15 protein-coding genes and 1 pseudogene are annotated in these 18,501 nt (G+C 45.6%); 12 read left to right on the forward strand and 4 right to left on the reverse strand.

Annotation, left to right across the window (positions count from 1 at the left end; translation table 11 throughout):
- Positions 1 to 165: 165 nt before the first annotated feature.
- Positions 166 to 777: a LysE/ArgO family amino acid transporter gene (locus E4V70_RS09315; protein ID WP_122863509.1), complete on the forward strand. Its 612-nt coding sequence runs from the start codon at positions 166 to 168 to the stop codon at positions 775 to 777.
- Between the two features lie 172 nt (positions 778 to 949).
- Here E4V70_RS09315 and E4V70_RS09320 read toward each other — a convergent pair.
- A pseudogene (locus E4V70_RS09320) lies at positions 950 to 3,407 on the reverse strand (molybdopterin-dependent oxidoreductase).
- Positions 3,408 to 3,705: 298 nt separating this feature from the next.
- On the opposite strand from E4V70_RS09320, the gene E4V70_RS09325 reads away from it, so the two are divergent.
- Complete coding sequence (locus E4V70_RS09325; RefSeq protein ID WP_122863510.1) at positions 3,706 to 4,410, forward strand: metallophosphoesterase; 705 nt, start codon at positions 3,706 to 3,708, stop codon at positions 4,408 to 4,410.
- Between the two features lie 2 nt (positions 4,411 to 4,412).
- On the opposite strand, the gene E4V70_RS09330 is transcribed toward E4V70_RS09325, so the two are convergent.
- Together E4V70_RS09330 and uvrB are read right to left on the reverse strand one after the other, a co-directional pair.
- On the reverse strand, positions 4,413 to 4,772 hold the full coding sequence (locus tag E4V70_RS09330) for a hypothetical protein (RefSeq protein WP_122863511.1): 360 nt from the start codon (positions 4,770 to 4,772) through the stop codon (positions 4,413 to 4,415).
- Positions 4,773 to 5,121: 349 nt separating this feature from the next.
- A complete protein-coding gene (gene uvrB / locus E4V70_RS09335; protein ID WP_122863512.1) occupies positions 5,122 to 7,098 on the reverse strand; it encodes an excinuclease ABC subunit UvrB in 1,977 nt (658 codons plus the stop codon).
- A gap of 68 nt (positions 7,099 to 7,166) precedes the next feature.
- On the opposite strand from uvrB, the gene E4V70_RS09340 reads away from it, so the two are divergent.
- The 10 genes from E4V70_RS09340 to E4V70_RS09385 all read left to right on the forward strand — a co-directional run bounded on the left by E4V70_RS09340 (position 7,167) and on the right by E4V70_RS09385 (position 17,656).
- On the forward strand, positions 7,167 to 7,400 hold the full coding sequence (locus tag E4V70_RS09340) for a hypothetical protein (RefSeq protein WP_002946115.1): 234 nt from the start codon (positions 7,167 to 7,169) through the stop codon (positions 7,398 to 7,400).
- 7 nt (positions 7,401 to 7,407) lie between these two features.
- The gene (locus tag E4V70_RS09345) at positions 7,408 to 7,632 is read left to right on the forward strand and encodes a hypothetical protein (protein WP_122863513.1); all 225 of its coding nucleotides are present in this window, start codon (positions 7,408 to 7,410) and stop codon (positions 7,630 to 7,632) included.
- Positions 7,633 to 7,763: 131 nt separating this feature from the next.
- On the forward strand, positions 7,764 to 8,270 hold the full coding sequence (locus tag E4V70_RS09350) for a type II secretion system protein (RefSeq protein WP_122863514.1): 507 nt from the start codon (positions 7,764 to 7,766) through the stop codon (positions 8,268 to 8,270).
- A gap of 129 nt (positions 8,271 to 8,399) precedes the next feature.
- Positions 8,400 to 8,813 carry a type II secretion system protein gene (locus E4V70_RS09355; protein WP_232037859.1) on the forward strand — a complete coding sequence of 138 codons (414 nt, stop codon included), beginning with the start codon at positions 8,400 to 8,402 and terminating at the stop codon, positions 8,811 to 8,813.
- Positions 8,813 to 10,888, forward strand: coding sequence for a primosomal protein N' (locus tag E4V70_RS09360; protein ID WP_122863516.1), 2,076 nt, complete (start codon positions 8,813 to 8,815; stop codon positions 10,886 to 10,888). Before E4V70_RS09355 ends, E4V70_RS09360 begins: the two co-directional genes overlap by 1 nt.
- A gap of 636 nt (positions 10,889 to 11,524) precedes the next feature.
- Entirely contained in the window at positions 11,525 to 12,157 is a 633-nt protein-coding gene (locus E4V70_RS09365) for a DUF417 family protein (protein ID WP_122863517.1), read from the forward strand.
- 329 nt (positions 12,158 to 12,486) lie between these two features.
- Positions 12,487 to 13,239 carry a DUF4272 domain-containing protein gene (locus E4V70_RS09370; protein ID WP_122863518.1) on the forward strand — a complete coding sequence of 251 codons (753 nt, stop codon included), beginning with the start codon at positions 12,487 to 12,489 and terminating at the stop codon, positions 13,237 to 13,239.
- 390 nt (positions 13,240 to 13,629) lie between these two features.
- On the forward strand, positions 13,630 to 14,688 hold the full coding sequence (gene ispG / locus E4V70_RS09375) for a flavodoxin-dependent (E)-4-hydroxy-3-methylbut-2-enyl-diphosphate synthase (RefSeq protein ID WP_122863519.1): 1,059 nt from the start codon (positions 13,630 to 13,632) through the stop codon (positions 14,686 to 14,688).
- A 260-nt stretch (positions 14,689 to 14,948) separates the two neighbouring features.
- A complete protein-coding gene (locus E4V70_RS09380) occupies positions 14,949 to 16,358 on the forward strand; it encodes a replicative DNA helicase (protein ID WP_122863520.1) in 1,410 nt (469 codons plus the stop codon).
- Between the two features lie 23 nt (positions 16,359 to 16,381).
- The gene (locus tag E4V70_RS09385; protein ID WP_122863521.1) at positions 16,382 to 17,656 is read left to right on the forward strand and encodes a ComEC/Rec2 family competence protein; all 1,275 of its coding nucleotides are present in this window, start codon (positions 16,382 to 16,384) and stop codon (positions 17,654 to 17,656) included.
- Here E4V70_RS09385 and E4V70_RS09390 read toward each other — a convergent pair.
- Positions 17,653 to 18,483 carry a YihY/virulence factor BrkB family protein gene (locus E4V70_RS09390; protein ID WP_122863522.1) on the reverse strand — a complete coding sequence of 277 codons (831 nt, stop codon included), beginning with the start codon at positions 18,481 to 18,483 and terminating at the stop codon, positions 17,653 to 17,655. The two genes, E4V70_RS09385 and E4V70_RS09390, sit on opposite strands and share 4 nt — an antisense overlap.
- Positions 18,484 to 18,501 lie beyond the last annotated feature (18 nt).

Here is an 18,501-nt window from a genome sequence, read left to right on the forward strand (position 1 = left end):
TAAATTTCGGCTTCAAATTTGACCTGCCGAGACCCGCACCTTGATGCTGCTAAAATTTGACTCACAAATTTGCAAAAATCTCCGCATGTCGCAAATTTTACTCGCCGAGCTTTTTGTCGCATGCATTTCGGTCAAAAATTTAAAAAACAAAATATAAGTGATAAAATGATTTCTTTCAACGCCTTTTTCTCGGGGTTTTCGCTCGGATTATCGCTGATCCTTGCCATCGGAGCGCAAAACGCCTTCGTGCTAAAACAAGGCATCAAAAAACAGCATGTTTTTCTCGTTTGCGCTATCTGCGCGCTTAGCGACGTCGCGCTGATTTTTGCGGGAGTATCGGGCTTTGGCTATGCGGTTGAGCGCTACCCTATCATCAAAACGGCCGCGCTTTGGGGCGGATTTGTGTTTTTGAGCATTTACGGGGTTCGTAGTCTTTATAGCGCGTTTAGCGCCTCGCATGCGCTAACGGCAGGCGGCGAGGAGGCGCGCAGTACGGCTAAAACGGCGCTTCTTACGCTAGCTTTTACGTGGCTAAACCCGCACGTATATCTTGATACTGTCGTACTTTTAGGCTCGGTTTCTACGAAATTTAGCGAGCGCGCGGGACTCTTTGGCGCGGGCGCGATGTGCGCGTCGTTTGCGTTTTTCTTTTTGCTCGGATACGGAGCTAGATTTTTAGCGCCGCTGTTTCAAAAGCCGGCCGCATGGAAAATTTTGGAGTTTTTCGTCGGCGTTACTATGATAGCGCTTGGCGTGATGTTAGTGATCGGCGATTGAGGCGTTTAAATTTGACGATGACAGTGTCTATTTTATTTTTGAAACAGCAGCTTTAATGCACACCGAAGCGGATCAAAAACGACAAGACAAGTAATCTCAAATAAGGCTACAGCAAATGAAATTCTATAAAGTTGCAAGATTAAAAAAAGCGGAGCCTAAGCCCCGCCTTAAATTAAGCGCCTATGATTTTTGGTTTTGAAAACGCTCTGATAGGTCTTATCGTGCCTTTATATTTTTCGACTTGGACTAAATTCGTATGAGCGATGTTGCTTTGCGCTAGCTTGCTCGTGCCTTTGTCTTTTGTGAGCACGTTTACGCATCCGTGCTGGCACAGGCTCTTTTTGCCGTAGACTTCAGGATCGTACCATGCGCCTTCGCATACGATTACGACGTCGTCTTGGGTTATGTCGCTCACTATCGCTCCGCATAAAATTTCGCCCCTATCGTTAAACACCCTAACCACGTCTCCTGTTGCGATGCCGCGCTTCTTGGCCGCGCTTTGGCTGATAAATATCGGCTCTCTACCGTTTACTTCAGCGTACTTTCTAACTATGGAGTTATCTAGCTGAGAGTGCAGTCTGAAGCGAGAGTGCGGAGTGTTTAGCGCGAGAGGATATTTTTTAGTTTTTTCTTTATCGCCAAGCCACTCGGTAGGCTCAAACCATGCCGGATGCCCAAAGCAGTCGTCGTATTTCATTTTTGCGATGACGGGCGAGTAAATCTCGATTTTTCCGGACGGCGTTCCGAGTCTAAATTTATTCGGATTTTCTCTAAAATTCGCAAATCTAGTATAGTATTTTTTCTCTTCGTCTTTTTTGTCGAATTTTACGTATCCTTTTTCCCAAAACTCATCGAACGTAGGCAAATTATCGTATCCGAGCGCTTTGGCTTGATCCATGGCGTCGGCGAAAATTTCTTTTATCCACTCCATCTCGGTCTTGCCCTCGGTAAATACCTCTTCCATGCCCCATCTCTTGCAAATTCCTTTGCAAATTTCAAAATCGCTTCTGCTCTCGCCCATAGGCTGGACGGCTTGTTTTATGGCAAATATATACTCGCCCGTAGCGTTTGACTGCTCTATATCGTTTCTCTCAGGCTCTATAGCTGCAGGCAGGACTATGTCGCTAAGCTTAGCTCCGCTAGTCCAATATGGCTCTATGGTTATCACGGTATCAAGCTTTTTCCACGCTTGTACCGCGCGGTTTATGTCTTGATGTCTCGTAAATATCGAGCCGCTAGCGCTTACGGAAACTCTCATGTGCGGGAGTTTGTAAATTTCGCCGTTTCTTTGCATCTCTTGGCCTGGATTTAGGAGTGCGTCTATTATTCTGCTGTTTGGCATGACGTAGCCTTTGTTTTTTACCCAAGGGCTATTTTCTGTGGTGTATTTTTCGCTAGGAACCGAGCTTAGGCCTTTTAGAGCCGGCGCGATAAAGCTATCCGTGCTGGTTTTATGCCCCTGATCGCAAGTCATAAAGCCGCAACCCTCTTTGCCTATGTGTCCTAGCATCGAGGCTAGCGTGATGAGAGCCCAATACGACTGCTCTCCGTGATCTTGCCTTTGGATGGCAAAACCGCTTATTATCAAAGACTCGTTTTTTGGCTAACGACACGCAAAGTTCCTCTAGCTTTTTGACGCTTACACCGCAAATTTTGCTAGCCCAGTCTAAATTTTTAACTACTTTGTCGTGAGTGCCTAGAAAATAATCTTTAAATTTATTAAATCCGACGGTGTATTTTCCTATAAATGCTTCGTCGTATAGTTTATTTTCGTATAGATAGTGACACATACCTATCATCATAGCCGTATCGGTTCCCGGCACCACTCCTATAAAGTCCGAGTTTAAATACCTAATCGTATCGTTTTTATAGGTATCTACGGCGTAAATTTTCTTCTCGCCTTTTGCGTTCATCTCTTTTAGTTTGGCATACACGTCGTAACCTTCGTGAGTAGGAGCGCCTACGCCTATTTCATTAGTTACTACCGGGTTGCTCCCCCAAAATACTATCGTTTTGGCGGACTTTAGTACTGCTTCCCATTTTGTCGGAGCTTCGTTTGGTTCGATGGTTCCGATAACGTGAGGCATGATAACGTGACCCGCGCCGTAGGAGTAGTTGCCGTCTTCTGAGACGAAGCCGCCTAGTATCGTTAGCATCCTCCTAGCCGTAGCTCTACCCCAGCTAACTTTACCGCTGCCGCCCCACCAGTAGCACTCTCCGTAGATACTCTCGGAGCCGTATTTTTCAAAATTTTCTTTTAGAGCTTTTGCGGCTAGATCAAGCGCCGTATCCCAGCTAACTCTTACGAATTCCTCCTCGCCTCTAAGCTCGGGTTTGTTCGGCCCCTTTTTCTCCAGATAACTCTTTCTAACGCAAGGATACAGTACTCTGCTCTCGTTTTGGACGCAATCTGCAACGGCGTTGTTTAAAGTGCTTGGGAATTTATCCGCCTCAAAAGGATCTACGCTAGTTATCTGTCCGCTGACTACGTTTGCGTAAAACGGACCGAATCTATTTGCACAAAAAACTTTCTTCTGGTCAAAAAGCGTCTGGGTAACGCCCTCTATCCTGCTAGCTTGCAGGCTAACGCCGGCTAATGCGCTAAGCTTTAAGAAATTTCGTCTTTTCATTTTTTCTCCCTTGAAATGAAATTTGGTTATCTCGTCTTTGGTGTTGGGTTAAATGTACTCTCGGCTAAGCCTACGACTAAATTTGAGGTCGTCGGCGTTATTTATTAAACCTCCTTGAAGTATAAAAACTAATTTTATCGTTATATGATATTATAAGAGATAAAGAATAAAAAATATATAAAAAATGTGATTTTTAGTAGATATTGTTTGTTTTTAAGCGTATAAGAGCGTGAAAGCGACTGTAAAATTTATAAAAAATGGCTAAAATTTGAGCTAAATTTAAGATAGGCAAATAAAAATGTTAGATGATTATGACGACCAAATTTACCTCATCGGTGACGTTCACGGCTGCTATAAAACCCTTTGCGCCTTGATAGATCGCTTGCCGCGCGGCGCCGATTCTAAAATTTGCTTCGTTGGCGATCTGATAGACCGCGGAAATGGTAGCTTTGAGGTCGTGCAGCTAGCGATGCAGCGAGGCTACGCGGCCGTTATGGGCAATCACGAGTACCGCCTTTTGCAACACAAGGACGCATTTTTGCGCGGCGAAATTCCTAGCGATCTGCGCTGGTTTTTCCTAAACGGCGGTGCGCAGACCTTCGCCTCCTATGCCAAAGCCGACCGCGCCCAGAAACTCGCGCACATAGAGTTTTTGTCAAATTTGCCGCTTTATTTGGAGTTTGACGAGTTTAAAAATGCGCAGGGCAGGCGGCTAGTCGTATCGCACTCGGCGGTCGGGCGAATGTGGCCGCTGCGTAACTCGGACGGCGATAGTGCGGCGGAGTTTAGGCGGCACGTGCTTTGCGGCAGGGGCGATTTTAGCCAAAACGATGGCGTCTTTAACGTCTACGGTCATACGCCGATCGCGGAGCCTGATATCGCTAAATTTAGCGCAAATATCGACGCAGGCTGCGTCTATAAGCATAAATTTGGCCATCTTTGTGCGCTGGAGTTTCCGAGCATGCGGGTTTTTATGCAGGAAAATATCGAGGACGGCGGGTGAGATTACTGGGCTAAAATTTCATCGTAGCTTTCTTTGATATTAACTATTTCATTATCTATAAAAGCACAACTTAGGCGCAAAATTTTACCATTCGAAAACATGTTTCTGACATGCGTCGCTAGGATACCTGCATCTTTGTCGTTTGGGCAAGGTATCCTAAAAATGACTTCTGTTTCTATGTCGTCTACAAAATTTGTCTTTTTGTTTAGATTTTGATATAAATTTCTTGTTGTTATTCTGACTGCAGAGTTATAGTATTTGCCGTCAAGCGTACACTCTGCCAATGTTTTTATTAAGCCGCCTTTTATATCAAAGACAGAAACAAAACCACGTTTTGTAATTTTTATCTCTTCTTTTGTCATTTATAGACTCCTTTTGTGATTGAAATTTGGGTTTTTTACAAATACGTCATATTTTAGTCAAAATTGGCTAAATAAATTTTGTGTTATTTTCAAAATTTGGAAGTAAAATTTAGCGCTAAAATTTAACCAAACAAAATTTGGATTTTCAAGATGCGGGTCTCGGCAGGTCAAATTTGAAGCCGAAATTTGCAAATTTAACTTCAAATTTGAATAAAAAGAGTTAAGGCGAAGTATTTTGAGATGGATTTGAATGTTGTGAAGCAAAAATGAGCAAGGCTAACCAAATAGGTTGCCGCAGCGATATTTTTGCAAGCTCATTCAAAGACACTCAAAAGACAAGCCGTCAAATTTAAAGCTTGCGTATCTTGGCGATCTCGTCGCGCAATGCCGCCGCCTTTTCAAACTCCAGCTGCGCCGCGGCATCCAGCATCTGCTTTCTTAGCTCTTTTATGATACTCGCTCGCTCGGCGGCAGGCATTTTTTCTAGATTTGCGCCTTTTCTTAAGATCTCCGTGCCGTCCTCGACGTGCAGGCTCTCCTCGATGTTTCGGCTAGCCGAGCGCGGCGTGATACCGTGGGCGCGGTTGTACTCATCCTGCATCTTGCGGCGAGCCAGCGTCGTATCCATAGCTTCTTGCATGGATTTGGTGATCTTTTTGGCAAACATCAACACTCGGCCGTTTACGTTCCTGGCCGCGCGCCCCATCGTTTGGATCAGGCTCGTCGTCGAGCGCAAAAAGCCCTCCTTATCGGCGTCCATGATAGCTATGAGGCTAACCTCGGGCAGGTCAAGCCCCTCTCTGAGCAAATTTATGCCGATGAGCATATCAAACTCGCCCCCGCGCAGTCCGCGGATGATCTCGTTTCGCTCGACGGCGTCGATATCTGAGTGCATGTATTTGACCTTGATGCCAAGCTCGGTGTAGTAGCGGCTGAGCTCCTCGGCCATCTTTTTGGTGAGCACGGTGACTAGCACGCGCTCGTTTCTCTCGATGGTTTTTTTCGCCTCGTCAAATAAAATTTCCACCTGATTTTCGCTGTCTTTTATCTCGATCAAGGGATCAAGCAGTCCCGTCGGGCGTAAAATTTGCTCGTAGACGTGGCCGCTGCTTAAATTTATCTCGTATTCGTTCGGTGTTGCCGAGACGAAAAGAAATTTGGCGCGTTTGTTTATAAACTCGTCAAATTTAAGCGGACGATTATCAAGCGCGGACGGGAGGCGAAATCCGTACTCCACCAGCACCTCTTTGCGGCTTCGGTCACCCGCGTACATACCGCGAAACTGCGGCAGGCTCACGTGGCTTTCGTCCACGATGACTAGATAGTCCTTGCCGCCTAGCTCGAAGTAATCAAACATAGAGTACGGCGTCTCTCCTGCCTTTTGTCCCGTTAGGTGGCGCGCGTAGTTTTCGATACCCTTGCACATGCCGGTGCTACTCATCATTTCTAGGTCAAATTCTACTCGCTGTTTTAGGCGCTGTGCTTCTACAAGCTTGCCTTGCTCGCTAAATTCTTTTAGTCGTTCCGCCAGCTCCTCTTCGATCTGCTTGATGGCGATTTTTAGGCGGTTTTCGCCCACGATAAACTGGCTGGTCGGGTAGAGGATAAATTTTTTCAGGTCGTGTCTTTTTTTGTTTTCCAGCACGTCCAGGCTATACATCGTCTCGATCTCGTCGCCGAAAAACTCGATCCTAAACGCCTCGTCGTTAAAATACGCGGGATATACGTCCACCACGTCGCCGTTTACGCGAAAGTCGCCTCGGTCAAAATAAACGTCGTTTCGCTTGTATCCCATATCCACTAGCTTTTGCAGTAGTGCGCGCTGGTTGATTTTATCGCCGACGTTTAGGTATGCGACCATGCCTTTGTATTCGCTAGGATTACCTAAGCCGTAGTTGGCCGACACCGACGCCACGCACACGACGTCGTCAAAGCTAAGCAAGCTCGCCGTCGCAGAGAGGCGCAGACGCTCGAGTTCTTCGTTTACGGAGCTGTCTTTTTCGATGAAAAGGTCTTGACGCGGGATATAGGCCTCGGGCTGATAGTAGTCGTAGTAACTGATGAAATACTCCACGTGATTTTTAGGGAAAAAGCCCTTAAATTCGCTATAAAGCTGCGCGGCGAGGGATTTGTTGTGCGTCATGATTAGAGTGGGCATATTTAGCTCTTTTATCACGTTTGCCATCGTAAAGGTCTTGCCCGAGCCCGTGACGCCTAGAAGCGTTTGGTATTTATTGCCCGATCTTACGGATGCGACGATGTTGGCGACTGCGCGGGCCTGATCCTCGCTCGGGCTAAATTTGGACGAAATTTCAAAATTTTTCATTTTTTACCTTAAAAATCAGCTTTTTTTGTTACAATTACGTAAAATTATACCAAAACTAAGGAAAAATGATGTTTGACGACGATAAAGTGCTAAATACTCTAACCGATAGAGTAAACGACCTGCTAGCTAGATATAACGAAGTTTGCGATGAAAATGAATCTTTACGCAACGAGCTAGTAAGCGTGAAGGCACAAAACGAAGCCAAGAGTAATCAAATCGCACGCCTCGAAGAAGATCTAAGAGCCAAAAATACCGAGAGTGACGACGTTATCCGCAAGATCGAAGCGGTACTGGGAAAATAAATAAGCTATGAGAAAAATAACGGTCAAAATCGCCTCTACTTCTTATACTATCAGCCTCGAAGACGAATTTGCGCAAAGCTTTGAGCGCGAGTGGGATACCTTTACGGAAGGTAAAAGATATCTTGACGTAAAAGAACTACTTAGTGCCTTTGTGCAAAAATGTTATGAAAACTACCAACAAGAGCGCGAACTGCGCTCACTGGCCCAAAAGCTCAGCAAAGAGATCGGCTAAAATTTGCACTTTCGTTTCGTTTTTACACGCTCCTTATAAATTTATTGCTATTTTATTTTTTTTTAAGTTAAAAGTCGTATAATTCCGTTTAACTACATAAGTGTATGTAGAATTCATACAAGGAGTCTCATATGAGAAAAGGTTTTACAATGATCGAGTTGATCTTCGTGATCGTTATTCTAGGTATCCTAGCTGCTATAGCTATCCCAAGACTAGCTGCTTCTAGAGATGACGCAGAGGCTGTTAAAACTGCAAGAGCGATGAGCGTTTTGGTTAGTGATGTATCATCATATTATGTATCGCAAGCTACTTTAGGTGCAAAATTAACTGACATGACTGGAGTCAAATTTGTTGGAACTCCAACATTAACAGGTCAGATTGATTCTGCCGGTAAGAAATGCGTAGCGGTTACAGTAACAGCAGGCGATGCTAATAATCCCCCTGTAATTACGTTTAGCAATGGTGATGATGCAGCTGCTGCTAACACTATATGCCCAAGACTTCTTACTAACGGCGCAGTTAAGAATCTAATGGATAAAACATATGCAAAAACTACTGTACCAGCTGCCGGCGGTACTCCTACAGTTACACAAGGAAAAGGTATAGCTATCGGTGGTACTACTACGATTAAATTCTAATTTTTAATCAAGTAGTTACATATGGGGCCTAAGACTTTTCTAAGTCTTAGGCCTTTTTAAATTCTATTATCTAGATTTTTATTTATAGATTATTGTGGTATAATCTTGCTAAAAACAAAAGGAATGCAAATGAAGCGAGCATTTACTATGATTGAACTTGTTTTTACTATAGTTATCATAGGTATTTTGGCGGCAATCGCCGTGCCTAGACTGTTCGTTAGCAGGGATGATGCAGTACTGGTTAGGGCTAGATCTGATATAGCATCGATAAAAAGCGCCGTTACAAATGCATATAATGCAAATATGCTAACCGGTAATTTTACCTATCCCGCACTTGAGAAAGCAGGTAGCACTACTGGACTTTTATTTGAAAATGTTTTACAAAACGGTATAAAAATTGATAATAAAAGCGGATGGACCAAGGATGGGAATGACTATATTTTTACACTTCGTGGAAGTTCCACTAGATTTACCTATGATCAGGCAAGCGGCACTTTTTCGTGCCCTAGAACCGATAGCCTTTGTAGCGCCTTAACGGAGTAATGCTCTACTACCAAATAATTCCAAGCGGCTTAAACCTTAAGCCGCTTACCTATCATTCAAATTTTAAAATCTCAAATTTTACACAAGTCTTAATCAATATAAAAAATAAAAAAACTGTTGGCTACGTTTTGCAAGGCGTAGCCGAGCCAAAATTTAAAACGCTTGAAATTTTGGAAATTTTACCCGCTGCGCTTACGCCTATACAAATCTCGCTTTTAAAATTTATCTCGCACTATTACGTCGTAAATTTATCTGTCGCGGCTGGACTTTTTACTCCACTAGAGACCGAAGTGCCCTGCTTACAGAATTTGACACAAGCGCAAATTTTGACTGATAAAAATGCACCAGACGATAGCAAAGAGTTAAATTTTACTACGGAATTTGACAAAACATCGCAGTCAAATTTGCCCCAAAATTTAAATAATAATAGCTTTCAAGAAAATTTGAACTTAAATGAAAATGTTGCTACCAAACTAAATTTTAATAATCCCGCACGGTCGCCCAAAATAAGCACCGACCAACCAGTTGCAACGGAGTTTTTCCCAAAAATTCCAAACCTAAACCAAGATCAACAAGAAGCGCTAAATTTCGCTAAAAGCCATAAAACGAGTTTGATTTTCGGCGATACGGGAAGCGGCAAAAGCGAGATTTATTTTTCCCTTATCCGCGAATATCTACTCGCGGGCAAACAAGTTTTGCTTTTGATGCCTGAAATCTCGCTAACGCCGCAGATGACGAAGCGCTTAAAAAGCTATTTTGGCGAAAAATTCGGCGTCTGGCATTCTAAAATAACTCCGAAAAAGCGCGGCGAAATCCTGCAAAAGTTTCAGAGTCGCGAAATAAATTTGATCGCAGGCGCGCGCTCGGCGCTGTTTTTGCCGTTTACCGAGCTTGGGCTTATTATCGTTGACGAGGAGCATGACGACAGCTATAAATCCGCGCAAAATCCGCACTATAACGCCCGCGACCTTGCGCTATTTTTAGCGAGCAAATTTGACGTCAAAGTGGTGCTTGGCTCGGCGACTCCGAGCGTCGTGAGCTTCAAAAAGCAGCCGCATTTTAGGCTCAGAGGAACGTTTTTTAAAAGCGAGAAAAAATTTATCTACGATGAGAGCGAGACGGGGCTTGGCGACGCGATCCTAGGCGAACTTGCGGCGAGTTTCGCGAGCGGTAAGCAAGCGGTCGTCTTTTTGCCGACGCGCGCGAACTTCCGCTATCTTTCATGCCGCGAGTGCGGCAGCACGATAAAGTGCCCGTTTTGTAGCGTCGGGATGAGCTTTTATAAAAAGCGAAATCTGCTAAAGTGCCAGTACTGCGGCTTTACTACGGCTGCGACGTGCTCGTGCGAGAAGTGCGGTAGCGAGATGATCGAGGCGAAAAAAATCGGCACCGACGAGCTAACGGAGGCCTTGCGCTCGGCGTTTCCCGCGGCTAGGATCGAGAAATTCGACCGCGACGAGATCACGACGCAAAACAAGCTTGAAAAGACGCTAAAGGCCTTTAACGCGGGCGAGATAGACGCGCTTGTCGGTACGCAGATGTTAAGCAAAGGGCACGACTATCACAACGTAGATCTTGCCGTCATCATGGGCGTCGACGAGCTGCTAAATTTCCCGGATTTTCGCGCTCGCGAGCGGACGTTGGCGCTGGCGATGCAGGTGGCGGGCAGGGCAGGGCGCTCGGGCGAGGGGCGCGTGGTCGTGCAGGGTAGGCAGCGGGAGTTTTTTGAAAATTTTATCGCGGATTACGACGCGTTTTTGGCTGAGGAGATTCTTGCTAGAGAGCCGATATATCCGCCGTTTGCTAGGCTTTTGCGGGTTGTCGTCTCTGAAAAAAGTGAGCAGGCGGCAAAACAAAGGCTTGAAATTTGCGTAGCCGAGCTTGAAAATTTGCGCATGGCCGAATCTTCGCTAGAGGTCGTCGGACACGGCAAGTGCGCGATCGAAATACTGGGCGGAAAATACCGTTTTGAGATTTTGCTGCGTTGCGTCTCGCACGCTCCGCTTATAAAAGCCGCTCGCATCTGCGCCGCGCACGGCTTTGACGTCGATATGGATCCGATAAATTTCTCGTAAATTTTGCTTTTATCTGATTTTTATTTATAGCGACTTAGATATGTTGCTGTAAATATCTTGCAAAGTTCGTAAAATCAAATTTTGCATTCTGCTTAATCTTGAAATTTAAGTTGCGATAAATTTGCCGTCCGGCAAGTCAAGCTTGCAAGGTTTGATATAAATTTAGCCGCTTTGATTTTTACGACGTTTATAAAATCTTAAATTTGACGAACGTAGGTTGGTTAAATTTAGATCGAGTCTCTTAAATTTACGGTTTAAATACTTGCAATCTTTGTAGTGGGGGGCGGTTTTAATCAAGCTTTGCTCTTTGGCGCTTACGCATATTTTAGTCCTTTGGGTCGTCCATGCTTTTGCTATGCTTAAAAGATGTATTTGCTTGCTTTTTTGTTTTTATCGTTCGCAAATATAGACATTATATGATCAGATAACGCCTTAAGCTTTTACCGTATTCTATAAACTTCAAATTTAAAATCTTGCTTAATCCAAAACTAAAATGTAATTAAAGTTTCCATTTATGATAATGCTTATCTTTTTAAGCAGAATTTTATATGATTTATATATAATCCCGTTATAATTTTATCTAGCCTTAAATATACAGTCTAATTAAAATTATAAAAATCACCCTAAAGGAACTTAATGCAAAAATTTTTACAAGCCCTAGCAGGCTCGCAAAAATATTTCGTAAACTACGTTAGCGTCGCGATTTTCATCGTGATGGCGTGGATAGGCGGACTCAAAGTCGTGCAATATGAGGCCGACGGTATCGTGCCGTTTGTAACCAACAGCCCGTTTTTTAGCTACATGTATAGCAAAAAAGATATCGTAGATAACGGCAAGGGCAAAATGGTCGCCGAGTACAACCTACACAAAAACCCGGAAGGCTTGGTCGTGCCTAAAAACATCGAGTGGCATAAACAAAACGGTACTTACGCGGTTTCGTACCTCATCGGCGCGATGATCTGCACTATCGGTACGCTAGTGCTGCTTGGCATCTGGTTCCCTAAACTAGGGCTTATCGGCGGGCTGCTGACGTTTGGTATGTCTATCGTAACGCTTAGCTTTTTGATAACGACGCCTGAGACTTGGGTGCCAAATCTAGGCAATCCGGCGCTCGGCATTACTGAAAGTCCTAATCACGGCTTCCCGTATCTATCGGGTGCCGGACGACTGGTGCTAAAAGATATAATAATGTCTGCCGCGGGACTAATCGTAGCCTCAAATGCGGCACGCAGGCTTTTGGAGTGCTGCAAAAGCTGCGCAGGTAAATAAAATAGCGGATTTTGGCGAGCGGTAGGCCTAAATTTAGACATCTCTCCGCTCGCGGCCGTTTTTATCCCTAAATTTACGGTCTTACCGTAATTTTATCTTCTTTTTCTACCCCAGACTAATTTTTGCGCCAAACACCACACCGGCGGAACTCTGAAAAAGTCACTAAATTTTATTTTTTACATTCTGTGGATTAGCAAGCGTTGATTATTAAATTTGCCTTTGCTTTTTATCTTGTCAAATTTAGCGAGTCAGGCGTAGCCGTAAGAGAAAATTGGGCATTTTTGTACTAAAATACCCGCATAAATTTATGCAAATTTTAAGGAGAAGGCGTGGGTATTTTTGACTTTTTTAAAAAAGTGGCCGATAGCGCGCGAAAAAGAAGCGCAAGCGCCGTAAAGATCGGCAAGACCGCGCAGGAGCGCAAGGATATAAGCATCGAAATTTTAAAATCGCAAGGCGTGCCTTTTATAGATCATCTGCCGCTACGATACGAGACGGGCGAGGTCGCACTGCGCGAAAAGGACGAGGTTATCGCACGCTCTATTTGCTCGTTTGCTGCGATAATGTGCGCTTGCACGATCAGAGATAACGGCGAGCTAACGGACGAAGACAAGCAGGGCACAAAGGATTTTCTCGATAACCGCTTCGGGTGCATAGACAAGCTAACGCGCATGGAGCGTCGCGTCATAGAGGGCAAAGCGAGCTACGACGAGGCCGTAAATATGGGCTGGAAATACGAGTCGCTGTGGGCGCTGCTTTGGGCAATGGGGCTAGTAAAAGAGCTGGATTTCCCAAAGGATATCTGCGATTGCAATTTTGTAATGAAGACCTTTAGCGGCGATTTTTCGGAGTGCGTAAAAATGCGGGATACTGATGAAATCCTGCAGGCGCTCGATCTCGTCTACCGCTATCACTGGGCGTGCGTCAATGCCAGAGTAAACGGCACTAAGAGTGCAGGTCTTGATGAAGAGGTCGTGATGGAAAGGCGCGGCGGGCTAGAGTGGCTGTGCTGCAAGGGGGCTGAAAACGATAATCCGAGCGATGAGTATAATGCGTGGGATTATCCGGATCTAAACACCTAGCAGTTTGTCTTTTTCTACTTATACTTCGTTTAAATTTAATTTTCAAGCTCGGCAGGTCCTTGCCTAGCCTACGCTTAAAAATCTTCTGCTAGCAGCTAAGAGCGTAGCGAAGTAGAAATTTTGCCTCGCCGTACTACTGGGAGGCTAGCCACTATAACGCAAAGCTTGGCGATATGATGCTGGAGTTCTTGTCGGGGCAGGGCGAGCATGCGGGGCTAGGCGTAGAGATAACTAGCAAAAACATAGACGCGCACATAGAAAATCAAAAAAGAAATTTATAGATACGCGGGAGTATAGGCGCGAGGTTTTCGGCGAGTAGGTTTTGGAGCGGTAAATTTATTTAAAAGCCAAGATTTTATATAATCTCACAATAAAATTTAAAGGCTAAATTTGCAAAGATACCCCACGAAACAGATAAAAATCCGAGACGTAAAAATAGGCGGAGATGCGCCCATATCGGTGCAGTCGATGACGTTTAGTAAAACAAAAGACGTAAAAGGCACGCTAGAGCAGATACAGAGACTTTATTTTGCCGGCTGCGATATCGTGCGCTGTGCCGTGTTTGACAAAGAGGACACCGCCGCGCTGCGCGAGGTCGTGAAGGCTAGCCCGCTGCCCGTCGTCGCCGATATTCACTTTAACCACAACTACGCCGTGATAGTTAGCGAGTTCGTCGACGCTATCCGCATAAACCCGGGAAACATCGGCTCCAAAAAGAACATCAAAGCCGTTGTGGACGCGTGCAAGCAGCGAAATCTGCCTATCCGCATCGGCGTAAACTCGGGCTCGCTAGAAAAGCAGTTTGAGGACAAATACGGTCGCACGGTCGAAGCGATGGTGCAAAGCGCGCTTTATAATATAAATTTGCTCGAGGATTTTGACTTTACCGATATCAAAATCTCGCTAAAATCAAGCGACGTCGAGCGCACGATGGCCGCTTATCGCGCGCTTAGGCCGCTTGTGGCGTATCCATTTCACTTGGGCGTGACGGAGGCCGGCACTAGCTTTCACGCGACGATAAAGTCCGCGATCGCGCTAGGCGGACTGTTGCTAGAAGGCATCGGCGACACGATGCGAGTTAGTATCACGGGCGAGTTAGAAGAAGAGATCAAGGTCGCAAAAGCGATCCTAAAAGATAGTGGCCGCCAAAAAGAGGGGCTAAATATCATCTCGTGCCCGACCTGTGGGCGTTTGCAAGCTGATCTCATGGCTGCGGTAAAGCTCGTCGAGGAAAAAACCAAGCACATAAAAGAGCCGCTAAACGTCTCGGTGATGGGCTGCGTCGTAAACGCGATCGGCGAGGCTAAGGGCGCGGACGTAGCGATAGCGTTTGGCAAAGGAAACGGCATGATAATGCGCAAAGGCGAGGTGGTTGCAAGGCTGCCCGAGAGCGAGCTAGTGGATAGATTTTTACTAGAGATCGACGACGAGATAAAGTCGCGGGCGTAAATTTCGGGCGTCAAATTTGAGATTTGGCGACGCTCGGCTCGGCTCGGTCAAATTTGAGCCGATAAATTTGATTTCCGGCTCGGGTTTAAATTTGATCATCAAATTTGAATCTAATTGCGAAACTGCGTTCTTTACGGCGCTAACTCAAATTTGACCGCTCAAAGCTAAAGCAAATTTACGAGCAAGCGTAAAATTTGAATCTAAATTTTATAAAATCCGCCCAAACGCAGGCAAATTTAACAAGATAAAAGGACACGAAAATGGCAAAAGAAAACATCGATATGCACAATCTCTACGACCTGGATATGGAGCGCGCGATCCTCGCATCCATCATCTATAGCGCGGATAATCTAAGCGAGATTTTCGATATCATAAGCCCGTTTGACTTTTATCTGCGCGCTCACGGCGACGTTTACGACGCGATGGTAAAGTGTCTGAATGAAAATTTGCCCGTAGAAACGGGGTTTTTAAAAACCAAACTAGGAAGTAAATTTGACGAAAACGTGATGAGCGAGATCATCGGCACGAACTCGATCCTGGACGTGAAAAAATACGCCAACGAGATCAAAGAAAAATCGATCAAACGAAGCCTCGTCAAAATCGCACACCAAATTCCAAGCAAAGTGAGCGAGGATAAGCCCAGCCGCGATATGGTGGACGAGTTGAGTCAGAGTTTTTATTCGCTAGTGGATGGGCAGAGCGCGGGCGTCGTAAAGGACGCTCCCGTCATCATCGCAGACGTCATCGCACACCTAGAAAAGCAAAAACTGCTCGAAGATAAGGATATCGTGGGCATCGACACTGGTTTTCGCCAGCTAAACGAGATGACCAAGGGCTTTAAGCACGGCGACCTCATCATCATCGCGGCGCGCCCGGGTATGGGAAAAACCACGATATGCTTAAATTTGATGAACCACGTGCTGATGCGCGGCGGCGGAGTCGTATTTTTCTCTCTTGAGATGCCCGCCGAGCAGATCATGCTGCGTATGCTAAGCGCCAAAACATCGATCCCGCTACAAAACATAATGACTGCTAAAATGGACGACGAGGAGTGGTCGCGCCTAAGCGACGCTTGCGACGATATGGCTAGTCGCAAGCTTTTCGTCTACGACAGCGGCTACGTAAATATCCATCAGATCCGCACGCAGATGCGCAAGCTCAAGTCTGCTCACCCCGAGATCACGCTGTGCGTCATCGACTACATCGGCCTCATGATGGCGACGTCAAATTTCTCCGATCGCCACCTGCAGATCGCCGAAATCTCGCGCGGACTAAAGCTACTTGCGCGCGAGCTAGACATGCCTATCATCGCGCTTAGTCAGCTAAACCGCAGCCTAGAGTCCCGCGCCAACAAACGCCCGATGCTAAGCGACCTGCGCGAATCAGGCGCCATCGAACAGGACGCCGATATGATACTTTTCGTCTACCGCGACGAGGTTTACCGCGAGCAGGAGGAGAAGGAGGCCGAGAAAAAGGCGCATGCCGAGGGCAAGGAGTACGTGCGTAAATTCGTCCCTAACAAGATCGAAGAGGACGCCGAAATCATCGTGGGCAAGAACCGAAATGGCCCGGTCGGCACGGTGGAGGTAATATTTCAGAAGGAATTTACGCGCTTTGTAGATAAGAGTTTTGGCGCCGCGCACGTAGCGGAGTTTAACCCAAACGCCTAAAATGCGCCCTTTAAGCTCAAATTTTGCAAAAGCCGCAACGTAAATCTATCTTTGAAAACGCGCGCGAGGTTTATATATTTTGCCTTGCGTGCGCGCTCGTTTTGGCGCTAAATTTGGGCTTTAGCTACTATAAATTTTGGGGATTTAAAGCCCAAAACGGCGTTATCCTGCAAGCCAAAATTTTACAAAACTACGAAAAAACGAACGAAAAAGGTAAAATTTACCGCGTTTTGAAGCTAAAAACCAATGATTTTAGCTTCTACACGACGACGCGGGCGGACTTTGACGCGGGAGCGAGCGAGCAAATTTTAATCGGCGTTGAAAACAAAAACGTCAAATTTAAAGAGTACCTAAGCGGCTCGTTTTATATGCCTAGCTACGGCGTAGCCGAACTTAGGTACGCCGCGAGCAAGGAACGAATTTACGATAAAATTTTCGAGTTTATTGCCGAGCAGCACGAAAGCGAAAAAATGGCAGAGCTTTTTACCGCGCTGTTTTTGGCCGCGCCCGTGGGCAAGGAGCTGCGCCAAGACGTAAATTTCTACGGCGTAGCGCACCTCATCGCGATCTCGGGTTATCATCTGGGACTGATTTTTGGGGCGTTATATTTTATTTTGCGCCCGATTTACCGCTATTTTCAGGCGCGCTATTTTCCGTATCGAAACGCTAAATTTGACCTCTCGGCCGCGATTTTTGCGGTTTTGTTTTGCTATCTTGCCTTGATCGGTTTCGTGCCGTCCTTTTTGCGAGCGTTTTTGATGGGATTACTAGCTCTGTTTTTGCTCGCTAGAAACGTGCGCGTCGTTAGCTTTGAGCTACTTTTCGTCGTGATTTGCGCTGCCGTGGCGCTGATGCCGAGTCTACTTTTTAGCATCGGATTTTATTTTTCGTGTATGGGTGTGTTTTATATTTATCTGTATTTGCGGCACTTCGGCGAGCGATTTTCAAATTTAAGCAACGCTATCTTGCTAAATTTTTGGGTATTTTCGGCGATGATTTTGCCCGTGCTTTACTTTTTCCCGCTCGTTAGCGCCCAGCAGCTAGCCGTCTTACCGCTCACGCCGCTTTTTAGCTTATTTTATCCGATTAGCGCGCTTTTGCACGCGTTTGGCGCTGGCGGGGCGCTTGACGAGTATTTGCTCGAATTCCTCTCATGGCGCGCAAAGGGGGTAAATTTGAACGTGCCGTTTTGGCTATTTTTGCTTTACAACGCGCTGAGCTTAGCAAGCGTCAAAAGCAAAATTTTGGCCGCCGTTATCGTGCCGCTAAATTTACTCTGCTTTGCCGCGCTTTTTTAAGCTTCTTTGTCGCTCTCGCCCGCTTTTTCCAGATACGCGCACAGCTTTACGCCGTAAAGAAATATGATCCACGACACGTAAATCCACACGAAAAAGAGCAGCACTACGGAAAACGAACCGTAGATGCTAAGATAGGTTTTGTTGTTTGCGGCGTAGAAGACGAAGATATTTTTGCCAAGATACCAGATGAGCGAGGCTACGAACGAGCTAAAAAGCGCGTTTTTTAGGGCGATTTGGCGGTTTATCGAGATGAGATACGTCACGCAAAATATCGCCCAAATGATGAGGTACGGAAATATGCTGAGAAAATTTATCCACTTCGTGTAGGTGCTGGAGTTTAGCATATCTTGAAATAAATTTGAGAGATAAAAACTAAGCCCAAGCCCTAAGGGAGCCAGCGTAATGAGTGTCCAATAGGCACTTAGCGAGTTCCAAAATTTGCGGCTTTGCGTGTGCATGATGCGGTTGATGACGTATTCATAATCGGCAAAAAACATGATCGAAGTAAAGATGATGGCGCCAAGGCCGAGGATGCCAAGGCTCGAGCTGTTTTGTAAAAAGGTCTCGATGTAGTTTGATATCGCGTCTTGGTTTGAGGGTAGTAGCTGGGCGAATATAAATTCCTTGATTTTGGCGTAATAGACGCTAAAGCTTGGCATCTGCGTAAAAAGCGAGAGCGAGATGAGCAGCACGGGGATGATGGAGAGCATCGTGTGAAAACTCAGGCTTGATGCGTAGTGCAGTAGCTGCTTGTCCTTGATTTTTAGCATCGCCGTGAGCCAAATTTTAAGCGTTTGTTTTATCTTTTCAAATTTTTGCGAGTTCATTTTGGATCCTTAAATTTG

The sequence above is a fragment of the Campylobacter showae genome (assembly GCF_900699785.1).
GTDB classification, from domain to species: Bacteria; Campylobacterota; Campylobacteria; order Campylobacterales; family Campylobacteraceae; genus Campylobacter_A; species Campylobacter_A showae_D.

Excerpts from the sequence above, each read along its gene's own strand:
- E4V70_RS09345 (WP_122863513.1), top strand. The coding sequence starts at position 7,408 with ATGAGAAAAATAACGGTCAAAATCGCCTCTACTTCTTATACTATCAGC.
- E4V70_RS09330 (WP_122863511.1), bottom strand. The coding sequence starts at position 4,772 with ATGACAAAAGAAGAGATAAAAATTACAAAACGTGGTTTTGTTTCTGTC.
- uvrB (WP_122863512.1), bottom strand. The coding sequence starts at position 7,098 with ATGAAAAATTTTGAAATTTCGTCCAAATTTAGCCCGAGCGAGGATCAG.
- E4V70_RS09365 (WP_122863517.1), top strand. The coding sequence starts at position 11,525 with ATGCAAAAATTTTTACAAGCCCTAGCAGGCTCGCAAAAATATTTCGTA.
- E4V70_RS09360 (WP_122863516.1), top strand. The coding sequence starts at position 8,813 with ATGCTCTACTACCAAATAATTCCAAGCGGCTTAAACCTTAAGCCGCTT.
- E4V70_RS09355 (WP_232037859.1), top strand. The coding sequence starts at position 8,400 with ATGAAGCGAGCATTTACTATGATTGAACTTGTTTTTACTATAGTTATC.
- E4V70_RS09350 (WP_122863514.1), top strand. The coding sequence starts at position 7,764 with ATGAGAAAAGGTTTTACAATGATCGAGTTGATCTTCGTGATCGTTATT.
- E4V70_RS09340 (WP_002946115.1), top strand. The coding sequence starts at position 7,167 with ATGTTTGACGACGATAAAGTGCTAAATACTCTAACCGATAGAGTAAAC.
- E4V70_RS09315 (WP_122863509.1), top strand. The coding sequence starts at position 166 with ATGATTTCTTTCAACGCCTTTTTCTCGGGGTTTTCGCTCGGATTATCG.
- E4V70_RS09390 (WP_122863522.1), bottom strand. The coding sequence starts at position 18,483 with ATGAACTCGCAAAAATTTGAAAAGATAAAACAAACGCTTAAAATTTGG.
- E4V70_RS09325 (WP_122863510.1), top strand. The coding sequence starts at position 3,706 with ATGTTAGATGATTATGACGACCAAATTTACCTCATCGGTGACGTTCAC.
- E4V70_RS09380 (WP_122863520.1), top strand. The coding sequence starts at position 14,949 with ATGGCAAAAGAAAACATCGATATGCACAATCTCTACGACCTGGATATG.